The organism is Nodularia sp. LEGE 04288, assembly GCF_963896525.1.
GTDB lineage: Bacteria > Cyanobacteriota > Cyanobacteriia > Cyanobacteriales > Nostocaceae > Nodularia.
Genome location: NZ_CAWQOY010000015.1, coordinates 1 through 15,750, shown reverse-complemented (window position 1 = coordinate 15,750; position 15,750 = coordinate 1). Strand labels below are relative to the sequence as shown.

Annotated in this window: 16 protein-coding genes and 1 pseudogene; 11 read left to right on the top strand and 6 right to left on the bottom strand. The window is 42.6% G+C overall.

Going from position 1 to position 15,750, the window contains the following annotated elements; translation table 11 throughout:
• Positions 1 to 107 (top strand): annotated as a pseudogene (locus AACX33_RS01410) (IS630 family transposase); the annotation flags it as partial.
• 249 nt (positions 108 to 356) lie between these two features.
• A complete protein-coding gene (locus tag AACX33_RS01405) occupies positions 357 to 659 on the top strand; it encodes an RNA recognition motif domain-containing protein (protein ID WP_193999586.1) in 303 nt (100 codons plus the stop codon).
• A 274-nt stretch (positions 660 to 933) separates the two neighbouring features.
• Here AACX33_RS01405 and AACX33_RS01400 read toward each other — a convergent pair whose 3' ends face one another.
• Positions 934 to 1,104 (bottom strand): high light inducible protein, encoded by a 171-nt coding sequence (locus AACX33_RS01400; protein WP_089090070.1) that lies wholly within the window; start codon positions 1,102 to 1,104, stop codon positions 934 to 936.
• Positions 1,105 to 1,238: 134 nt separating this feature from the next.
• A complete protein-coding gene (locus AACX33_RS01395; RefSeq protein WP_193999588.1) occupies positions 1,239 to 2,756 on the bottom strand; it encodes a phenylacetate--CoA ligase family protein in 1,518 nt (505 codons plus the stop codon).
• A 146-nt stretch (positions 2,757 to 2,902) separates the two neighbouring features.
• Here AACX33_RS01395 and AACX33_RS01390 point away from each other — a divergent pair, with 146 nt between their 5' ends.
• The 6 genes from AACX33_RS01390 (at position 2,903) to AACX33_RS01365 (ending at position 9,338) form a co-directional block, all read left to right on the top strand.
• Positions 2,903 to 4,594 carry a serine/threonine-protein kinase gene (locus AACX33_RS01390; protein WP_193999590.1) on the top strand — a complete coding sequence of 564 codons (1,692 nt, stop codon included), beginning with the start codon at positions 2,903 to 2,905 and terminating at the stop codon, positions 4,592 to 4,594.
• Between the two features lie 76 nt (positions 4,595 to 4,670).
• Positions 4,671 to 6,794: a serine/threonine-protein kinase gene (locus AACX33_RS01385; RefSeq protein ID WP_193999592.1), complete on the top strand. Its 2,124-nt coding sequence runs from the start codon at positions 4,671 to 4,673 to the stop codon at positions 6,792 to 6,794.
• A gap of 145 nt (positions 6,795 to 6,939) precedes the next feature.
• On the top strand, positions 6,940 to 7,911 hold the full coding sequence (locus AACX33_RS01380; protein ID WP_193999594.1) for a deoxyhypusine synthase family protein: 972 nt from the start codon (positions 6,940 to 6,942) through the stop codon (positions 7,909 to 7,911).
• A 266-nt stretch (positions 7,912 to 8,177) separates the two neighbouring features.
• Positions 8,178 to 8,396: a type II toxin-antitoxin system HicB family antitoxin gene (locus tag AACX33_RS01375; protein WP_193999596.1), complete on the top strand. Its 219-nt coding sequence runs from the start codon at positions 8,178 to 8,180 to the stop codon at positions 8,394 to 8,396.
• Positions 8,397 to 8,443: 47 nt separating this feature from the next.
• Positions 8,444 to 8,890 carry a GNAT family N-acetyltransferase gene (locus AACX33_RS01370; RefSeq protein WP_193999598.1) on the top strand — a complete coding sequence of 149 codons (447 nt, stop codon included), beginning with the start codon at positions 8,444 to 8,446 and terminating at the stop codon, positions 8,888 to 8,890.
• On the top strand, positions 8,874 to 9,338 hold the full coding sequence (locus AACX33_RS01365; protein WP_193999599.1) for a cupin domain-containing protein: 465 nt from the start codon (positions 8,874 to 8,876) through the stop codon (positions 9,336 to 9,338). Before AACX33_RS01370 ends, AACX33_RS01365 begins: the two co-directional genes overlap by 17 nt.
• 51 nt (positions 9,339 to 9,389) lie before the next feature.
• Here the strand turns inward: AACX33_RS01365 and AACX33_RS01360 are convergent, their stop codons facing one another.
• Complete coding sequence (locus tag AACX33_RS01360; protein ID WP_193999601.1) at positions 9,390 to 10,592, bottom strand: phosphoglycerate kinase; 1,203 nt, start codon at positions 10,590 to 10,592, stop codon at positions 9,390 to 9,392.
• A gap of 89 nt (positions 10,593 to 10,681) precedes the next feature.
• Here AACX33_RS01360 and AACX33_RS01355 point away from each other — a divergent pair, with 89 nt between their 5' ends.
• From AACX33_RS01355 to AACX33_RS01345, 3 genes are all read left to right on the top strand, one after another.
• Positions 10,682 to 11,089, top strand: coding sequence for a universal stress protein (locus tag AACX33_RS01355; RefSeq protein ID WP_193999603.1), 408 nt, complete (start codon positions 10,682 to 10,684; stop codon positions 11,087 to 11,089).
• 553 nt (positions 11,090 to 11,642) lie between these two features.
• On the top strand, positions 11,643 to 12,626 hold the full coding sequence (locus AACX33_RS01350) for an RNA polymerase sigma factor, RpoD/SigA family (RefSeq protein WP_193999605.1): 984 nt from the start codon (positions 11,643 to 11,645) through the stop codon (positions 12,624 to 12,626).
• A 393-nt stretch (positions 12,627 to 13,019) separates the two neighbouring features.
• Positions 13,020 to 13,562: a hypothetical protein gene (locus tag AACX33_RS01345; RefSeq protein ID WP_228048944.1), complete on the top strand. Its 543-nt coding sequence runs from the start codon at positions 13,020 to 13,022 to the stop codon at positions 13,560 to 13,562.
• Here the strand turns inward: AACX33_RS01345 and cobO are convergent.
• The 3 genes from cobO to AACX33_RS01330 all read right to left on the bottom strand — a co-directional run.
• The gene (gene cobO / locus AACX33_RS01340; RefSeq protein WP_193999609.1) at positions 13,559 to 14,245 is read right to left on the bottom strand and encodes a cob(I)yrinic acid a,c-diamide adenosyltransferase; all 687 of its coding nucleotides are present in this window, start codon (positions 14,243 to 14,245) and stop codon (positions 13,559 to 13,561) included. The two genes, AACX33_RS01345 and cobO, sit on opposite strands and share 4 nt — an antisense overlap.
• A 464-nt stretch (positions 14,246 to 14,709) precedes the next feature.
• Complete coding sequence (locus AACX33_RS01335; RefSeq protein ID WP_227789378.1) at positions 14,710 to 14,856, bottom strand: lipocalin-like domain-containing protein; 147 nt, start codon at positions 14,854 to 14,856, stop codon at positions 14,710 to 14,712.
• A 173-nt stretch (positions 14,857 to 15,029) separates the two neighbouring features.
• Positions 15,030 to 15,750 (bottom strand): calcium-binding protein (locus AACX33_RS01330; protein ID WP_275973783.1); only part of this gene is annotated, 721 nt, incomplete at its 5' end.

Genomic DNA, 15,750 nt, shown 5'->3' with positions numbered 1-15,750 from the left:
AGATTGAAAAATGCTGGTCTTGGTTAAAAAGTCGAATCCGCAAACAGTTAGACCAGTTTGATTGTTTACGAGATGCCATTGAGGATGTCTTGCATTTTGCGTCCTAACCTCCTTGGCGGTTGCTATACCTCAAGAAAGTAAACTTGGAACATGGAAGAAAAATGAGCTTAACATAACTTTTTATAACACTTTTTTAGCTCCTTCCCTGATAGTGAAAATTATGTGTCACAATCGGGATGAGAATTAATTCGGCGACAGCGTTTGTTTTTAGTATTGACAGGCTTTTTCCTTGTGGTATTTACAGACTTCTCTCCGAAATCTAAATCTCTACATCTTTCCGATTTTGGAGACAATCAATGTCAATTTATGTAGGCAATCTCTCTTACGACGTTACCCAAGACGCTCTAACTGGTGTGTTTGCAGAGTACGGTTCTGTAAGACGAGTTCAAATACCTACTGACCGTGAAACAGGTCGTGTACGTGGTTTTGCTTTCGTAGAAATGGGTTCCGAAGCTGAAGAAACAGCAGCTATTGAGGCTTTAGATGGTGCTGAATGGATGGGGCGCGATCTCAAAGTCAATAAAGCTAAACCTAAAGAAGACAAAGGTTCCTTTGGTGGTAACCGGGGCGGCGGTGGCGGTGGCGGCGGTCGCTGGTAACTTCCGTAACTGCTACTAGGCAAATTTATCCTCCCAGGTTTTTCAACTGGGAATTTAAAATATAACTCCGAACGAGGCTCAGATCCTGTTCGGAGTTTTTTAATTTATTCAGTCAGTAAAGGTGGAAAAACCTATATCAATTTATAGGACAATACAGTTCAGTTAAGCAATTTTTTCCAACTCTTTCTTATTTCTCTGTGTCCTCTGCGCCTCTGCGGTTCGTAAAAAAATGACTTTGACAAAGAGTATGGTTCCTTAACTGAACCGTATCAATTTATAGGATACCCCAAAAGTGGAGAAAACCTTGACCAGAGAACACTTCCAGTAAAATAGCGGATAAGAAACCAATCATCGCAAAACGACCGTTCCAGTTTTCGCTTTGAGAAGTGAATCCCCAACGTAAAGCGTTAGGATCGTTTGAAGCTGCATTTTTAGTATCTGGCATAATTAGTATTCCTAGTTTTTATGTGGCAAAATTGCTGTGCCATGTAAACTAATGTAACAGATGTTTACGAAAATGCAATACAAATCCCAATCTTAATTGAGGTAATTACCGTATACGGTCGCCAGTTTCAGCGACTACCCGCGCGTATAACGATGTTTCACGCCAATGGGGAAATATTCGGAATCACCCATTGGGGCTAATGTGATTTGTGGTGTTTGATATTCTGGAGAAACATAGTTAGCAAACTCGCTGTTGAGGCGCAAAAGTTGCGAAAGAATCGAGGCTGTTATGGCTTGTCGCTTGTCTTCACTACCTTCTACCCCTGGCGCTAATTCCACAACGACAGATAAAAATCGGTTCTGGTCTGCATCTTCTTTCACCTGTAACACGAACTTCCCCGTTACCCATTCTGTAATTCCGGCTTGTTCTAATCCCACTGTCACATTTTCGGGATAAATATTTGCACCGAAGAAGGAAACTGTAAAGTTAGAACGTCCGAAAACATAGACGAAAGGTAATGGATGAATTCCTCTAGGTAACTCCTGAGTCTGAGAACGCAGATTTTCTACAGGATCAAATCCCCACTCAGCTAAGAACTGAAGCATGGTATCGTAACTAATGATCCCGCCAGTATCCATGATGTTATAGCGGATCAAGGGGATGCCATTATCTCCAGAAAATAATAACTTGCTATCCTCAACTTCAAATAAGCGACTGCTTGGGTCGTATTGTACCAATGTGGGTAAACGAGATTCCCCAAATAAAGCTTTGGCTGCTTCTGGATGTTCTGCGAGGAAACGACGAATGCAGATACTCAAAGGCGTTTCATTGCCCAACACACCTGCGTCCGCAGTACCGTAGAGTGAAGCAAAGTTGTAACAGGGATTTTCCGCCCCCACTCTCTCACCTACCAAACTCCGCCATTCTTCACTGAAGACTTCTCCCGCCATGACTAGCTTAATCTGATATTGCTGCCACTCCACACCACGAGCAATACCAGTATCAATCACGTCTTTGAGAAATGGCGGATATCCCAGTAATACTACTTGATCAAAAGCGCCACCTATTTCCTGTACAGTACGCAAAATTTCTGTTTTATTATTACCGGGGGTAATTACAGTCAGCGGATAGCCTTTACTGGCAAGATAGCGACAGCAATTGGTGGTGAACATACCACCTACCCAAGTGCCTAATGAGAAACAAATTACAGCTAAGGTACGTCTGGTATCTGCATAAAAACTATCATGAAAAATCTGTTCAAATCGTGTAGCAATTTGCAGTTCATCCGTGAAGAAACGCGGCCAAAATGTGGGTTTACCTGTGGAACCAGAGGAAGCAGCGATCATATCGCAGGCTTCTAACTTTCCATAGCGGCACAATTGGGCTAAAGGATAACGGGAGATATAATTTTCTTTGTTAATTATAGGTAGTCGCTGAAAATCCGCCAATGTTTGGATAGCCGTGGGATCAATTTTTTGTGCTGCTAAAAAAGCTTTGTAAGCAGGTACATTGGTAGCCACATCGTAAAATAAATTTAAGGCTGTTGATTGGCTGGGAATATTGAGATGTTGTTGTAGTAGTGTTTCTAAGGGAGTAGAGACAAAATCTTCAAATGCCCTAATGGCTCGCGTTTTTTGTGATTTGTCGTTCATGACGTTGATCGTTAGGTTTTCCCAGTATCTTAGCTATTATCGGATTTACTTAAACTTTTGATCAGGGAAGTGTCGGGATGATCACCGTAACTGGACCTGCATGAGTTGTAGTACCTTAATAAAACCTTAGTTGAGCCTTCAGCATCATGCAGGTATATTGCAGTAAACAACACGGAAACATCGGTGGTAACCGGTTTTGTATCCACTGTGGCGAGCCATTACCTCTGGCTTTTGGGCAGGTTGTAGATCATCGTTATCGGATTATCCGTCAATTAGGTCAGGGCGGTTTTGGGCGCACTTATTTGGCGGAAGATCGTCATAATTCGCATCAAACTTGTGTGCTGAAGGAATTCGCCCCCCAAGTGCAAGCACAGCAGGATTTAGCAAAAGCTAAAGAATTATTTGAGCGTGAAGCTAGTGTTCTGAAAACACTCCAACATCCCCAAATTCCCCGTTTTCACGCTTCGCTGCAAGTGCAGATAGGCAGTAAAGATTTTTTCTTTTTAGTGCAAGATTATATAGATGGTGATAATTATGACCAATTGTTGGAGCAGCGCCAAAGTCAAGGACAAGCTTTTAGTGAAGAGGAAGTAGTAAATATACTGCAACAGATTTTACCTGTTTTGTCCTACATCCACTCACGAGATGTAGTTCACCGTGATATTTCTCCTGATAATTTGATTTTGCGGCGTTCTGATCATTTGCCGATCCTGATTGATTTTGGTGGTGTGAAGCAATTACCGGCTTCTCAAGGTTTTTGGTTGACTCATTTGGGTGTGAATAACACTTTGTTAGGTAAAAAGGGCTATGCGCCAGAGGAACAGCTACGCCAGGGTAAAGTTTTTTTTAATAGCGATTTATATTCTTTGGCCGTTACAGTTTTAGTGTTGCTGACAGGGAAGGAACCACAAAAACTTTACGACAGCTATCAGGGGATTTGGTACTGGGGAAAGGAAATTAAAGTCAGCAGTCAATTGGAATCTGTGTTAAAAAAGATGCTTGCTTATAAGCCGAGCGATCGCTATGAAAGAGCAGACCAAGTACTGCAAGATTTACCCTCTGCCATTACCCGCCAACCCTACAATACTTATGTTACTAAACTGAAGACTATGGTGGTTGCTCCTGGACGAAAACACGCCAATAATCTCATCAGTAAATTCCACAATCAAACGCAAGCAATTAATAAAAATATTACTCTGCCGGTTTGGGTACGCCCTTTTGCTGTGAGTCTGGGGGGAACAGCTTTAGTTGTGTTAACTGGTGCAGGTACTTGGGCAGTGGTAAATTCAATCATTCGTAGCGTCTCTTCCATTACCGTACCCACGATTTCCCTACCTTCAGTTCCTGGTTTACCGAATCCTAGCGGCAGGCCAGGCAGTGACAAAGGTTCTAATGAAATTACCAAAATTTTACAACGTCGCCAACAGCTAGAAATACCAGAAGGATTTTTTACTCAGTTTGTTGATAATTTATTTTATGCTAAAAAACCCGATTTAAAGGGACGCAGCCTGACTTCTGGGGCAGAAGATGCAGGATTAAGGGATGAATGGGCTAGGATTGGCGGAGATTTATTGACTCAAATAGAACGGGCTAATCTCAGTACAGCAGCTCGTCGGCAACTGGGAGGTTATAGTTCAGAAAATGAGAAAATTTGGAGACAACAAGCCAGAAGCGGACAATGGAGAAATTATACAATAGACCAACTCAACCGAGATACAAATGAAAAATTTGATCGGTTGTTTCCAGGGCAGGAGCGTGGGAAACTGAATCAGCAAACTTTCGGTCAACTGTGGTATGCGATCGCAGCGGATCAAGTTAGTAAGGTAAAAATCAAATAATCGTTGACGGTTGATCGGTGAAATCATTTCCCCAATGACCAATGACTAATGACCAATGACCAATAACTTATGACTTATGTATATAAATAATAGTATTCAACCGGGTCTAACTTTAGGCGATCGCTATGTAATTGTCCGTCAAATTGGTCAAGGTGGCTTTGGACGCACTTATTTAGCCGAAGACATTAACCGCTTCCGTGAACTTTGTGTTTTAAAGGAATTTTCCCCGCAAGTGCAAACTGAGTATGTTGTCCAAAAAGCCGAAGAATTATTTCAGCGCGAAGCCAGTGTTCTCTACAAGCTGCAACATCCCCAAATTCCCCGCTTTCGGGAACTGCTGCGAATTAACTTAGAAGGTAAAGAATACCTGTTTTTGGTGCAGGATTATGTGGAAGGGCAAACTTACAGCTCTTTATTAGATGCGCGTAAACGGCAAGGGTTGCGTTTTACAGAGTCGGAAGTCCGGCAATTGTTACTCCAAATTCTGCCAGTGTTGGATTATATCCATTCAATTGGGGTAATTCATCGGGATATCTCACCTGATAATTTAATGCTTCGCAGCATTGACCAATTACCAATATTAATTGATTTTGGCGGTGTAAAACAGGTAGCAGCAGCCGTGGCTTCGGAATATTACCAACCAGAACAATATGCATCTCGCCCATCACCGACGCTATTAGGTAAAGTCGGTTTCGCACCTCCAGAACAGATGCAAACGGGTTTGGTGTCTACTCACAGTGATTTGTATGCTTTGGCTGTGACCATCCTAGTTTTATTGACAGGTAAACAACCGCAAGAACTGATTGATAATTATAATCTGACTTGGCAATGGCGTAGGGAAGTTAGTCTAACTCCGGCTTTCGGTCAGATATTAGATAAGATGCTATCTTCCAGACCAGGCGATCGCTATCAATCAGCGCGTCACGTATTGCAAGCCCTCAACCCGCCAGCAGTCAGCTATCCCCCAACCCAATATCCCACCACAGCACCAACAACATCTGCCACAGTTGCGGTTTCTCCAGCGCCCCCAGCGCGTCCATCTTCACCATCATCCACCGCTAGCGCCTCGACATATCCCTCATCACCGGAACCATCATCCTGGTTGACACCAGTTACAGGACTGATAGCAGTAATATTAGTTATCGGTACCACTGGAGGAATTTGGTGGGGATTCAGTAGAGGCGATCGCGAAACAGTTGAACCCACTACCCCCACAGTGGAACAGCCGACGGAATCCTCAAATCAATTTTCCTCAGAAGAACGACAGCGCAAAAGCAGATTAAAAGCTCGTCGGGAACAATTGGGTCTTGACTCCAGATTTTACGTCAACTTAGTTAATCAAATCTTTTGGGACAATAACCCCAATTTACGCGGAAGCACTCTCAGCGATGAACCCCAAGATGAAAGTTTGCGAGCTGAATGGGATAACACAGCCGCCGAATTACTAGAAAAACTAGCGCCATTAAGTAGAGCGGCGCGTCAGCAATTAGGAACTTACACAGCAGCAGAACGCGAACGTTGGCGAGTTGAAGTCAACAAAAGCAATGTTAGTAGTACTGCTTTATATGATTTAGGGGATGCTGCCTTTTTCAACAAATTTCCCCAGCAGCGAGGCCAAAATTTTATTAATCAACCCATTGGCCAAGTTTGGCACGGGTTTGTCAGCGATAAACTCAATGCTATTGTTTCTCGCACAGCTTTAGAAAGAATTACATTTGATGCAGGTACTACCAGCAAAACCGTCAAAGGTAATTTGCAACCTGCTGTTCACCCGGCTGGTGGTCAAGTTTTCATAGCTAACCTGGCCGAAAATCAATTAATGTCAGTCAAGCTACAAGCAAGCTCTGAAATTTTGCTCTCAGTTTATTCTCCCTCTGGTAAATTCAAAATTTTAGAAGATTCTACAGAACGTAATTTATCAATTAAATTACCAGAATCGGGATTGTATGAGTTTGTGATTGCTTCCACAGCTTCAGAACCACTCAGTTATCAACTCACCATTGCGGCGGAAACACCAACACCAGAACCAACACCCACACCCACACCAACGCCAGAACCCACACCAACACCAGAACCAACACCCACACCCACGCCAACACCAGAACCCACACCCACACCAACGCCAACGCCAACACCAGAACCAACACCCACACCCACACCTACGGAAACCCCGACACCTCCTGAAACTGACACCAACTGAAGTTATAGCGTTTCCTGGTCTGCTCAGGTTAGTAAATAGCACCACTAGCTTGAAGAATTTGATCAGCGATCGCGTAGGACTTCACGCTATACTTTACGCGATACATTGATATTCTCAAATCATTGACAGTAAAGGGTGACATCTCATGAGCCGGACTATTTCTCAATTTATCGAAGAAAATTTTTTGCATTTTAACGCCGCCGCCCTGGTTGATGCAGCTAAAGCATACAAAGCCCATCTTAAAGATAACGGCAAGATGATGATTACTCTGGCTGGGGCAATGAGTACAGCCGAATTGGGGATATCTTTAGCAGAAATGATTCGCCAGGATAAGGTGCAGATTATTTCCTGTACAGGGGCGAATCTGGAAGAGGATATTATGAATTTGGTAGCCCACAATCATTATAAGCGTGTCCCCAACTATCGAGACTTAGGCCCCGAAGATGAATGGCAACTTCTGGAGCAGGGTTTTAATCGGGTTACTGATACTTGCATTCCAGAAGAAGAGGCTTTTCGGAGAATACAGAAGCACATTTTCCAACAATGGAAGGAAGCAAATGACACAGGGGAAAGATATTTTCCTCATGAGTTTATGTATAAGATGCTTCTTTCTGGTGATATGGAACAATATTATCAAATAGATCCCAAAAATAGCTGGATGCTGGCGGCGGCACAGAAAGGATTGCCAATTGTTTGTCCTGGTTGGGAAGATTCCACTATGGGCAATATTTTTGCTTCCTACTGCATGAAAAAAGAACTTCAACCCAGCACAATGAAGTCGGGAATTGAATATATGATGTGGCTGGCGGATTGGTATAAAGAAAATTCTGAAGGTAGAGGCGTGGGATTTTTCCAAATTGGTGGGGGAATTGCGGGCGATTTTCCGATTTGCGTCGTACCTATGCTTTATCAAGATTTGGAAATGACTGATATTCCATTTTGGACTTATTTCTGTCAAATTTCCGATTCTACTACCAGCTATGGTTCTTATTCTGGAGCAGTACCGAATGAGAAAATAACTTGGGGTAAGTTAGATAAAAACACACCGCGTTTCGTTGTGGAGTCTGATGCCAGTATAGTGGCTCCTTTAATGTTTGCCTATATTCTGGAACAGTGATTTAGACCTGATAAGTAGGTCAACATAATTAAACATAAAACCTTGACGATATAGATCCCCGACTTCTTAGAGAAGTCGGGGATCTGGGTATTAAGCAATCACAAGGGTTTTGAGGATTTTACATTTTGTTATATAGTTAGGTTTATTTGTGTCTACCTACTTATGTTTGTCGCCAAGGATGGAGATGATGTCCCACTCTACCTAGAAAAACAACTAGACAAATTACTCACTGAACTAGAAATGTTAAAAGAGGAGGACGAAGATTCATGAGTCGGTATAGCATGATTATTCAATGGTCTGATGAAGATCATCTTTTCCTGGTTACAATCCCAGAGTTTTCTGATTTAGTTGTAATGCCTTGTACTCACGGAAAAACTCGTGAAGAAGCAATTCACAACGGTGAAGAAGTTATTGAAATGTACTTAGAAGCTTGGCAAGCACAAGGTGAGCCTATCCCTGAACCCATAACGCTTCAAGTTGCCTGATCATCGTAAATGGGTTTTTCGGGCAAGCGATGGCACTATTCTATTTTATGAATTACAAAGTTATTACCCAGTTGACAGAACATCAGATTTCCGAACTCGTTGATTTATACAAAAACGAATTTTGGAGCAAAAAACGTACATATCAAAATGTTGCCAAAATGCTGGCTGCATCTGATATTGTGATTGGTCTGGTAGATGACAGCGAAAAATTAATTGGTTTTACTCGCGTTCTCACTGATTTTGTTTATAGGGCAACTATTTATGATGTCATCATCAAACCTACCCATAGAAATGTGGGGCTTGGTGCTAAATTGATGGATGCAGTTATTCATCATCCTCAGTTAAGCGCGGTAGAAAGTATTGCTCTTTATTGTTTACCAGAGATGATCCCGTTTTATGAACGCTGGGGTCTCAAAACTGACACAGGTGAACTGCTATTGATGTTCCGCTACAACCAATTGCCTGGAGAAGTGACAAATGATTATCAATCCTGAAAATGTCCCCAGGCGGACAACTTCAATTTATCCCGATAAATTTAAATCTGTTGTGTTCGGGAGAGTCAAACAGGCTTTAGGAAATGCGGCAGGATTGAAGAATTTTGGTGTGAATTTAGTTACACTCGCACCGGGAAGTTGTTCGGCTCTCCGACATTGGCACACTCGACAAGATGAGTTTATTTACGTCATAGAAGGTGAAGTGACTCTAGTTACCGACGGGAGCGCGCAAATCCTTACACCGGGGATGATGGCAGGTTTCCCAGCCGGTGAGGAAGATGGACACCAATTAGTGAATCGTTCTCATGTGGATGTGGTTTATTTGGAAATAGGCGATCGCACTCCCAACGATGAAGCTTACTATCCAGACCATGACCTAATTGCAAAACCCGGTGCTGATGGACATATTGTATTCACACACCAAGACGGTAGTTTGTATGAAAGCTAACAGTGATCAGCCATCAAAGTTTGACACTAATCACTGCTAACTGTTAACTGCTTACGCTTCGTCTAAAGCCGCAATTCCAGGTAATACCTTACCTTCTAGCAACTCCAAACTAGCGCCGCCACCGGTGGAAATGTGGCTCATTTGGTCAGCTAAACCAACTTTTTCCACAGCCGCCACTGAGTCACCACCACCGATGATCGTGGTTGTACCAGTTTTGCTAATTTCCGCCAGAGTATGAGCGATCGCTTCTGTACCGGCGGCAAATTTATCAAACTCAAACACACCCATTGGCCCGTTCCAAATCACAGTCTTACAATCAGCCAAAGCTTCTTGGAACACTTTGATCGAATCAGGGCCAATATCCAAACCCATGCCATCAGCAGGAATATTGTCAATGCTGACAGTTGTTGCATTCGCATCGGGGGCGAACTTATCAGCCGAAACGATATCTGTGGGTAGCAGTAAAGCCACACCACGTTCTTTCGCTTTAGCTTCCAAAGTCTTAGCTAGTTCTAGTTTGTCTTCTTCCACCAAAGATTTACCAACACTCAAACCACGGGCTTTGTAGAAGGTGAAAATCATCCCACCGCCAATGATTAGCTTGTCGCACTTCTCTAGCAGAGTTTCAATTACACCTATTTTGCTGGAAACTTTGGAACCGCCAATAATCGCTACCAAAGGACGCTGGGGATTTTCGATGGCGTTTTGCAGATACTGCAATTCCTTCTCAATCAAATATCCACCCACAGAAGGACTCAAATAATGAGTTACACCTTCGGTAGAAGCATGGGCGCGGTGTGCAGTTCCAAAAGCATCATTTACATAAAAATCAGCATTAGCTGCCAGTTTCTTCGCAAATTCTGCGTCGTTTTGCTCTTCTTCTTTGTAAAAACGGACATTTTCTAACAGCAGAACTTGTCCATTTTGTAAAGCCCCAACTTGAGCAGCAACTGCATCGCCGATACAGTCATCAGTTTTGACGACTTCTTGACCAAGCAATTCCGAGAGACGTTTAGCAACCGGAGTCAAACGCAACTTATCATCAACACCCTTGGGACGACCAAAATGGCTAGCTAAAATTACTTTAGCTCCTTTTTGCATCAAATCTTTGATGGTGGGCAACGCCGCGCGAATGCGAGTATCGTCTGTGATGTTGCCTTGATCATCCAGAGGGACGTTAAAATCAACCCGGACTAAGGCACGTTTACCTGAGATATCAGCAGCAGATAAATTTGCTAAAGTTTTTTTGGACATAGATAGACTCTCCTGATTGTCTTTTTGTTATTGTTTTGAAAGTAGAACCATCAAGATTTTACCGGAGTCAGGGGTGCTAAAAGAGCGATATGTTCAAAACAGTGCTATTTCCAATTGATCAAAGCCGGGAAGCGCGGGAAGCTGCTGATGTAGTGACCAACGTTGTCCAGAAGTACGGTAGTCGTTTGGTACTGCTGTCTGTGGTGGAGGAACCCCCCGCAGATGCACCGAGTCCCGATCCCATGATGTCGCCAGAAGTTGTGGCCAAGTTGCTGGAAAATGCCCAATCTTTGTTTTCTCAGCAAGGAATTACAGCCGAGGTTCTGGAAAGACAGGGTAAAGCAGCCTTTACTATCTGTGATGTGGCGGATGACATTGGGGCAGATTTAATTATCATGGGCTGTAGAGGATTAGGTTTGACTGAAGAGGGCGCAAGTGATAGTGTTACCACCCGTGTAATTAATCTTTCACCTTGCCCAGTGCTGATTGTGCCTTAATACTGCAAAGACGCGATTAATCGCGTCTGCACAAGTAACTGCTAATTTTTATACATCAAGTTCCAAGGTTTCGTAACATCCCTCCCTGTTCACAGGTGACACAGTTCGGTTATCCGGCTACTTGTAAGCAACTGAGGAGAGGGTTTTAGCGTCACTATAGATATAGTTAATCAAGTTGAGGAAATTTATTTTTTTTAAACAAACCTATTTTGCATTATAATTGTAAGATTTATCTAGGATACTTTACTATCCCCTTGATTTGTCTTAATATAGATTAAGTAGAACTCATATCGACTTCATATTTTACGGTTGCAGAGCGCGACTGAGGATAAAAAGAATTTTCGCAAATAACTAAGTGTGCTTCTAAGAGATTCAAAAATTTAGGGAAGGTAAAGGAACCTATATCAGGGATGCATCTTCATCTTCCATACGCGGTGTATGAATTGATTTCTTTTGGTAGCGCCCTATGTTCCGTGATATGTGTACTACCTTTCCAGACCAGGTTTAGTTATTAAAGATCCGTTGTGTTTACGGAGTAGAGGACAACGCACCAATGGCTATTGTTAACACCAAAACTGAAAATCACAATACCAAGTTCACGGCGGATATGGTAAGAACCTATCTGCGGGAAATTGGTCGTGTACCACTGCTAACTCGAGATGAAGAGATTATTTTTGGCAAGCAGGTACAACAAATGATGACGCTTCTGGATGCTAAACAAGCTTTAGCGAAGGAGCTAGACCATGAACCAAGTTTACCAGAATGGGCTGCCCATGTGAACCAACTGGAAACAGAGGTAACACAGACTGTAGCTCAAGGTAAACGAGCGAAGCAAAAGATGATTGAAGCAAACCTGCGCTTGGTTGTGGCGATCGCCAAAAAATACCAAAAGCGCAACATGGAGTTTTTGGATTTGATCCAGGAAGGAACTCTAGGTTTAGAAAGGGGTGTAGAGAAGTTTGATCCCACCAGGGGTTATAAGTTTTCCACCTATGCTTACTGGTGGATTCGCCAAGCGATTACTCGCGCGATCGCTCAACAAGGCCGCACCATTCGTTTACCGATTCATATCACCGAGAAACTGAACAAAATCAAAAAAGTGCAGCGAGAACTGGCTCAAAAATTTGGGCGATCGCCAACACCTAGTGAAATTGCTCAAGAGTTAGAACTAGAGCCGATGCAGATTCGCGAGTACCTGAATATGGCTCGTCAACCAGTTTCCTTGGATGTGAAAGTTGGGGATAACCAGGACACTGAATTGCAAGAAATGCTCGAAGATGAAGGTCCATCTCCAGAGTATTACACCACCCAAGAATTCTTGCGTCAAGACCTGAATAACTTGTTAGCAGAACTCACCCCGCAACAGCGACAAGTTCTCGCCCTGCGCTTTGGTTTAGAAGATGGTAACGAAATGTCTTTAGCCAAAGTCGGTGAACGCTTAAATCTCAGCCGTGAGCGCGTCCGCCAGCTAGAACATCAGGCTCTTGCTCATTTGCGCCGTCGTCGCGCCCATGTCAAAGAGTACGTTGCTAGCTAAAAGCAGATCGCTTTCGGTGACGCGCCTCCTGAACTCAGGGGGCGATTTTTTTGTCCTGTAAAAAAATATCTGGACTCATTCGGAATCGATACAAATGCTGTTGTAGCTTTTTATGTCCCAGGAAAAAATTACTAAAAGTCTGCATTTTTATTTTCATCTTCCGAAAGGATGAATTTCTTGGGTGAAGGATCAACTGCTTAAATCAGATGATTCGGCAATAAAAGTTTAAAATTACCTAAAAACTTCAGTTTTTGCGATGTCATTATTCTAGACAATAAAAATATAGATAACACCTTTGATAGAGCCTTGAACAATCAGTATTTGGTTATGGTTTAAGTAAGTTGGAGAGGAAACAGTTCATTTTTTGACAGGAGAAATCAGGTGTTTAACAACATGACTAAATTCTTGAGCGGGTGTCAGTTGAGACTTCCCATTCTCAGCTTACTGCTCACACTAGGCTTTGTGGGTGAACAAACTAAACCAGTATTGAGTAACCAAATACAAACAGCATCAGGGGCTGTCGTTAGCAGCACTCCAGGATCTGTCAGAGGAAATTTCCCGACCACAGATGGAACTTATCTCTATGGTCAATCGCCAGCAGCTAACCAGATTGGGCAAGCCTATGTTTTATTTGAGCAGCGTCAAGGTAAAATAACTGGTGCGTTGTATATGCCTCAATCGGAGTTTAGTTGCTTTCAAGGTGCTATGGAGCAATCGGGAGAATTGGCGATGACAGTTACTGCTTCTCCTGGTGAAGTCGGTGTAAATCAAATCGCTACAGGTAATCAATTCCAAATCCCTAACTACAGTGATGACCAGATGATTAGCTATCCTTACTCTGTAGCACTGCAAGACTATCATCAGATCAACTCGATCAGCGCTAACGACCAACGTATTTTGCAAATATGTAAAGAAGTTTACACTGATGTTAATTAAAACTCAATCCCTGCTTGCGCCTTCACGCCTTGATCCCGGAAAGGATGTTTAATCAAAGTCATTTCGGTAACTAAATCTGCGCGCTCAATTAAAGCAGCTGGCGCACCTCTACCCGTGAGAATTACGTGCTTATTAGGTGGCTTTTCTGCCAAACCTGCTAAAACTTCGTCTACTTGTAAATAGGCCATTTTCAGGGCGATATTGATTTCATCCAACAGCACTAGCTGGAAATCTGGATTGCGGATATATTCTAAGGATTTTTGCCAAGCGGCGCTGGCTTTATCGAGGTCGCGATCGCGGTCTTGAGTTTCCCAGGTAAAGCCTTCGCCCATAGCGTGAAATTCGATCTGGTCTTCCCAAAAGCTGAAAACTTGTTTTTCTGATGGTTCCCAAGCACCTTTGATGAACTGCACGATCGCCACTTTATAGCCATGACCAAGCGATCGTAACACCATTCCCAAGGCCGCCGTGGTTTTACCTTTACCGTTACCAGTATTGACTATAATTAACCCTTTTTCTGGTACAGCCTGTGCTATCCGGCGATCCTGTACTTCTTTCCGCCGTTGCATCTTTTTGCGGTACTGTTCATCAGTTAAGTCAGTTAGGGTTGAGGACATAACTTCATCTATTAAGCGTTCAATTTCTCTATCTGAGTCTAACCCGAATGGTGTATTACTTTTCATCAACCTTACCTGAAACATAACTGCTGCAATCAGTAAAATATGGAGCTATATCACGCAGAGGCGCAGAGGCGCGGAGAGTTAGGATTGAGGATATGGGATTTATTCAGGTTGGTTACCAAGTTTGTTTTCATTTTATTTCGCTTCCTGAATATACAAAAAACTCGTCGTTTGATAACTTAGCTGTAACTAGACAAATCCTATTTACTGGCAAAAATATCAAAGTTTCGGTATCTGCAAAATACCAATTTTCTCATTTATTACCAATAATTTAGGAATGCTAATGTTAACTTATAATATGGCTTTGAGATAGCTGAAAATGTTGCATATCTACATTTTAGGAGGTTTTTATTAATTGAATGTTTCGAGAACCTCACCAAAGCAAAATTCTCGCCCAACTTGATTTAATATCTGATCAAATGCTGACAAAGCTTTGTGGGTAATCAATCCTCGCCTAAAACTGGATGTTAAACGCGCTCCCAGGTTAAAGATTGAGGATTTCCACCTATGGGTGGCGTGACTAATACCAGCCTATCGCCGATGAATTGGAATTGACGTTCCTGCTTTGTTCCAATCCAATCAGGTATGAGGCTAACTTCAACATCATGAAACACTGTTTCTGCTTGGATTTCATTTCATATTTACTGCTTTAATTAAAGTCTACGTAGGTTGGGTAGAGGAACGTTAACGTAGTTTGCCGAAGGCGTAACCCAACATTTTCACATGATGTCTTTGCTCTCCCTATAGTTTGGAGAGGGGTTTCGTCCTCAAAGAATATGCGTCGAACTCACCCAAACAAGAAATTTGCACCAAACAGATTGACATTCACATCAGCACCAATAAAGCCAGATGTGGCGAATAACATCACGAATAACTCACCAGTTCCAAAACCAGTATTACCAGCAATACCATCACCCAAACGCAGTAAAGTATTACTACCTGATGTCACCACATCAATATTCGTAATGCCTGTAAATTGGATTTTATCACCACCAACACCACGAACAAACTCATAAACAGTATCTGCACCATCATTCAAAGCATAATTGACAATATCTATCGCACCATCATTTAAACCCAGATAGAGTTTATCGTTACCAGTTCCACCAATTAGGGTATCTGCACCTGCTTTACCATTAAGGATATCATTTCCTACAACACCTCTGAGGATGTTAGCTGCGGTGTTACCTGTGAGGATATTATTCAGGTCGTTACCAGTACCATTGATAGCAGATGTGCCTTCTAACGTCAGGTTTTCTAAGTGATTACCCAATGTATAAGTGATGCTGCTCCAAACAAGATCAGTTCCTTCACCAACATTTTCGACAATGGTATCTTCTGCATCCACATAGTAGACATCATTACCAGTTCCACCAATCATGGTATCTGCACCTGCTTGACCATCAAGGAAGTCATTTCCAGCACCACCATTTAGAGTATTAGCAGCTGCGTTTCCTCTGATGCGATTATTCAGAGCGTTACCAGTACCATTGATAGCAGATGAGCCT

Coding starts and splice junctions, on each gene's coding strand:
- AACX33_RS01405 (WP_193999586.1), top strand. CDS start 357: ATGTCAATTTATGTAGGCAATCTCTCTTACGACGTTACCCAAGACGCT.
- AACX33_RS01400 (WP_089090070.1), bottom strand. CDS start 1,104: ATGCCAGATACTAAAAATGCAGCTTCAAACGATCCTAACGCTTTACGT.
- AACX33_RS01395 (WP_193999588.1), bottom strand. CDS start 2,756: ATGAACGACAAATCACAAAAAACGCGAGCCATTAGGGCATTTGAAGAT.
- AACX33_RS01390 (WP_193999590.1), top strand. CDS start 2,903: ATGCAGGTATATTGCAGTAAACAACACGGAAACATCGGTGGTAACCGG.
- AACX33_RS01385 (WP_193999592.1), top strand. CDS start 4,671: ATGTATATAAATAATAGTATTCAACCGGGTCTAACTTTAGGCGATCGC.
- AACX33_RS01380 (WP_193999594.1), top strand. CDS start 6,940: ATGAGCCGGACTATTTCTCAATTTATCGAAGAAAATTTTTTGCATTTT.
- AACX33_RS01375 (WP_193999596.1), top strand. CDS start 8,178: ATGAGTCGGTATAGCATGATTATTCAATGGTCTGATGAAGATCATCTT.
- AACX33_RS01370 (WP_193999598.1), top strand. CDS start 8,444: ATGAATTACAAAGTTATTACCCAGTTGACAGAACATCAGATTTCCGAA.
- AACX33_RS01365 (WP_193999599.1), top strand. CDS start 8,874: ATGATTATCAATCCTGAAAATGTCCCCAGGCGGACAACTTCAATTTAT.
- AACX33_RS01360 (WP_193999601.1), bottom strand. CDS start 10,592: ATGTCCAAAAAAACTTTAGCAAATTTATCTGCTGCTGATATCTCAGGT.
- AACX33_RS01355 (WP_193999603.1), top strand. CDS start 10,682: ATGTTCAAAACAGTGCTATTTCCAATTGATCAAAGCCGGGAAGCGCGG.
- AACX33_RS01350 (WP_193999605.1), top strand. CDS start 11,643: ATGGCTATTGTTAACACCAAAACTGAAAATCACAATACCAAGTTCACG.
- AACX33_RS01345 (WP_228048944.1), top strand. CDS start 13,020: ATGACTAAATTCTTGAGCGGGTGTCAGTTGAGACTTCCCATTCTCAGC.
- cobO (WP_193999609.1), bottom strand. CDS start 14,245: ATGAAAAGTAATACACCATTCGGGTTAGACTCAGATAGAGAAATTGAA.